Source organism: Mesorhizobium sp. M2C.T.Ca.TU.002.02.1.1 (assembly GCF_003997225.1).
The window spans coordinates 1-3605 of the sequence record NZ_RZTO01000648.1 but is presented as its reverse complement, the minus strand read 5'-3'; the positions used below and the strand labels follow the sequence as shown (position 1 = coordinate 3605).

Sequence of the window (3605 nt, the reverse complement as noted above, 5' to 3'; positions counted from 1 at the left end):
GATCAGCCGGGACCAGTTGGTCCAACGTTACCATCTCGAGCGCGGTCTGTTCGGGGGCGGGTCGCTTCAACATGACCCAGTGAATCAAAAACCCCCGGCTAACGCCAGGGGTTTGTCAGCAGTCTGAGGCCGGAAATTCCGGCCTCTTTTTTTGGCGGTTGCCTCACGGCTTCGCGATCGGCGGAAGGCGGCAACCTGCCAGCTACTTTATCCCGGCGTTACTTCACGATCACGATGCTGGTGTTGCCGGGGCCGAAGGCCTCGACGAGCTGGTAGAAATCGGCCGCCGCATCGGGATGCAACCGCACGCAGCCATGCGAGGCGGGACGGCCGAGCCGGCTGATGGCGTAGGTGGCGTGGACGGCATAGCCGCCGCTGAAGAACACCGAATGCGGCATCGGCGCATTGTCGTACTTCTTCGAATACCACATCTCATGCATGCGGGTCGGCTTGAACGAGCCGGTCGGCGTGATGTGCCCCCTCGCGCCGGTCGACACTTTCCAGGTGTAGGTCGGACGGCCATCGACCGTGACTTCCATGATCTGCTGCGACAGCGAAACCTTGGCGACGATCTGATTGGCGTGGGCGGCGTTGCCGGCGCCGAACAGCAGCGCCGCGCCGGTGAGCGCGGCGGCGGTGATATTGATGAGCTTGGCTGAAATGGCGGTGTGCATGACGATCCCTCTCTGTTTCTTGCCGGTCGCGCCGGCTCCAATTCGATTGGGGGGTCTTATCGTGTTCGCCCGTTTCAGGCTTATTTCGCTTGGCGCTCGTTTCTGTTTCGAATTCGTTTCTAAATATTAAGGACGGGCTGGCCGGGCGGAACCGCGGACCGCTTTCGGGGGCGCCGAGATCAGGCGCCGCACAATGAGCTTGGATCAAAACGAAAGTTCATTTCGGGCGTATATGAAAGGCCGGGGCCCACTTTCGAAACCAATCTGCAACAAAATGCGTCTCCGGCGGCATGATCTGGATACAGGCCGGCGGCAGATTTGACGCAACGGGAACAGACATCTGCAAACGAAAATGGGCAGGAAATCGAAACTCCGCTTCTGGCTTCTCGGGATCAGCGTCGCGGCCATCGTGCTCGGCGGCGCCGGCTCGGTGGCCGGCAGCCCGGCGACGACGCTGGCGGCGATGAGTGCCGGCGAGGTTTCGACACTGCACATGGCTCTGTTCATCGCCACGGTCTGGATTGTTTCCAGCCTGCGCGTCCACTGGCTGAAGGCCCTCTGGCGGGTCGGCCGTCGGCTGATGAGGACGCGCGGCCCCTCCGGCTACTTGCTGCCGAGAGGACCGAAGGCCCGCGCCGCAGCGGGGGGCTCCGTCAGCGGCGCGGGCGCTTCGGGAGGTTCCTGAAGCACCGGCGATATCGAGATTGGGGGATAGGACATGAAGACGAAACTTGCCGCTTCGGTGCTTTCCGCGCTGCTTTACGCGCAGGGCCTGCTCGGCTTCGCCGCGCTGGCGACGGTGCTGCTGAAGGAGCGCGCCCCGGCCGGGATAACCGTCAGTGCCAACGTTCCAACCGGCCCCTCGGTCGTCATGGTGCGCTGAACGCCAGGCGCCGGACCCAAATGATCACCGCTTTCGGGAATTCGATGCTCGATAGCCTCGCCGATCTTGACTCACTCATTGCGCGAGAGCGGCGGATCGAAACGATAGCCGGCGCCGCGGATGGTGGTGATGGTCTCGGTATCGAGCTTGCGGCGCAGCCGCACGATGCGCGAATCGATCGAACGGTCGAAAGCGTCGGCGTTCTCGGCGGGCGCCGCGGCAATGATGTCGTCGCGCGTCAGCACCTTGCGCGGGCTCGCCAGAAACAGCTTGAGCAGCGCTACCTGCCCGGGGGAAAGCTGCTCCTCCGCGCCCGAGCGATGCATCACCATGGCCGACCGCAGATCGACGGTGGCGTTTTCCAGCACGATCAGTTCCCCGGCGGCCCTGCCGCGTCTCATCAGCAGGCCGCCGATGCGCGCGGCAAGCTCGCGCACGTTGAGCGGACTTTCGATAACGTCGGCAGCACCGAGCTCAAGCGCCAGCACCTTGTCGACGAGGTCGCGCGGCCGGCAGATCAGGATGAAATCGGGACCGCCCTCGCCACCCCCGCCCTGGCTGCTGTAACGCCTGAGCAGCTCGCGGCCCTCGGCCTGGGTGACCTCGTCGCCGACCACCACGACATCGATGCCGCCGGCCGAAAGCAGCGTCTCCGCCTCCCAGGGCTGGCGCGCCTGCCGCACGTCGTGCCCGCGCCGCTCGAGATGGTCGGCGAGATCGCCGGCCACCACCTCGGCGACGGACACAAGCGCAATGACGGATCGTGCAGCCATTTTCTCCACCCCGCCACAGACAACTCGAGATGAGTGCTGGACATCATGTTTATACCCAATCTACTTTCCGCTGAAAGCGGGAGCGAGCGCGTCGTGAAGGCACGCATCATAGTCGTCGAGGACGAACCGGATCTGAGGGAGGCCGTGGCCGAGTATCTCGCAGCCAGCGGCTATGATGTCGTGACGGCCGAGAATGCCGTGGCGGCGCGCGCGCTGTTCGAGGCGCAGTCCTTCCACCTCGCCATCCTCGACATCGCCATGCCCGGCGAGGACGGGCTGTCGCTCGGTCGCTGGCTGCGCTCGAAAACGCCGATCGGCATCATCTACGCCACTGCCGCCGGCACCGCGCTCGACCGCATCGTCGGGCTGGAGCTCGGCGCCGACGACTACATCGTCAAGCCATACGAATTGCGCGAGGTGCTGGCACGCGTGCGCAGCGTGCTGCGCCGCGTGCCGCAGCCGGCCGAGCCGCAGGCGGCTAAGGCTGAAGCCGGCAATCGCCGCTTCATGAATTTCGGCGGCTTCCAGGCCGATTTCGACGGTCGCCTGGTCATCGGCGCCAATGGCGCGGTCATCGAGATGGCCAAGAGCGAGTTCGACGTGCTCGAGGTTTTCCTCACCCGCGCCAACCGGCTTCTGACGCGGGCGGCGATTTCGGAGGCGATCGGCTTCGTCGAGGATCCGGAATCCTCGCGCGCGGTCGACATCCGCATCATGCGGCTGCGAAAGAAGATCGAGGCCGACCCCGCCAATCCGAAATTCCTGCGCACGGTGCGCGGCGAAGGCTACATCTTCTCGCTGCCGAGCGGCGGCGAAGCCAACTAGGGCAATTCCAGGAAAGTGTGAGCAGTTAGGCTCGGCGTCTTTGCCGTAGCCTTCCATCCGGAATTGCGTCAAAACAAAGCGATAGAGCGGCTCCCCGTTTCCATGAAACGGAGGGACGCTCTGAACGACCGACATCCGGGCCTGGAATGACCATGACTGCTGATGCAGCGCGCACCGATATGCATGGCTCGCGTCCCGGCGGCGCCGCGATGGCGGCTGTCCATGTCGTGCGCCGCCTGCGCGAGGCGGGCGACTGGCAACGCGAGATGGACGGCATACTGGAAACGATGTGCCGCAAAATGGATTGCCAGCGCGGCATCCTCTTCCGGCTGCGCGAATTGCCGGGCGAAGGTTTCGCCCAGTCCGTCGCCGCCTATTGGATCGACCCGGATTTCGGCGGCGACGGACTGGGCGAAACCTTCGCCCGGCAATTCGCGCAGCCGGAAGAGG

Annotated in this window: 5 protein-coding genes and 1 pseudogene; 4 read left to right on the top strand and 2 right to left on the bottom strand. The window is 64.6% G+C overall.

Going from position 1 to position 3605, the window contains the following annotated elements:
• Nucleotides 1-218 precede the first annotated feature (218 nt).
• On the bottom strand, nt 219-674 hold the full coding sequence (locus EOD07_RS26790) for a L,D-transpeptidase (protein WP_041000254.1): 456 nt from the start codon (nt 672-674) through the stop codon (nt 219-221).
• A gap of 352 nt (nt 675-1026) precedes the next feature.
• Between EOD07_RS26790 and EOD07_RS26785 the strand changes: the two genes are divergently transcribed.
• Nucleotides 1027-1359, top strand: a complete 333-nt coding sequence (locus EOD07_RS26785) for a hypothetical protein (RefSeq protein WP_127237551.1) — start codon at nt 1027-1029, stop codon at nt 1357-1359.
• A gap of 33 nt (nt 1360-1392) precedes the next feature.
• Complete coding sequence (locus tag EOD07_RS37800; RefSeq protein ID WP_164772557.1) at nt 1393-1557, top strand: hypothetical protein; 165 nt, start codon at nt 1393-1395, stop codon at nt 1555-1557.
• Between the two features lie 71 nt (nt 1558-1628).
• Here the strand turns inward: EOD07_RS37800 and EOD07_RS26780 are convergent, their stop codons facing one another.
• Nucleotides 1629-2330 carry a response regulator transcription factor gene (locus EOD07_RS26780; RefSeq protein ID WP_040989351.1) on the bottom strand — a complete coding sequence of 234 codons (702 nt, stop codon included), beginning with the start codon at nt 2328-2330 and terminating at the stop codon, nt 1629-1631.
• A 93-nt stretch (nt 2331-2423) separates the two neighbouring features.
• Between EOD07_RS26780 and EOD07_RS26775 the strand changes: the two genes are divergently transcribed.
• Nucleotides 2424-3155, top strand: a complete 732-nt coding sequence (locus tag EOD07_RS26775; protein ID WP_041000470.1) for a response regulator transcription factor — start codon at nt 2424-2426, stop codon at nt 3153-3155.
• 152 nt (nt 3156-3307) lie between these two features.
• Nucleotides 3308-3605, top strand: a pseudogene (locus EOD07_RS26770) (hybrid sensor histidine kinase/response regulator); the annotation flags it as partial.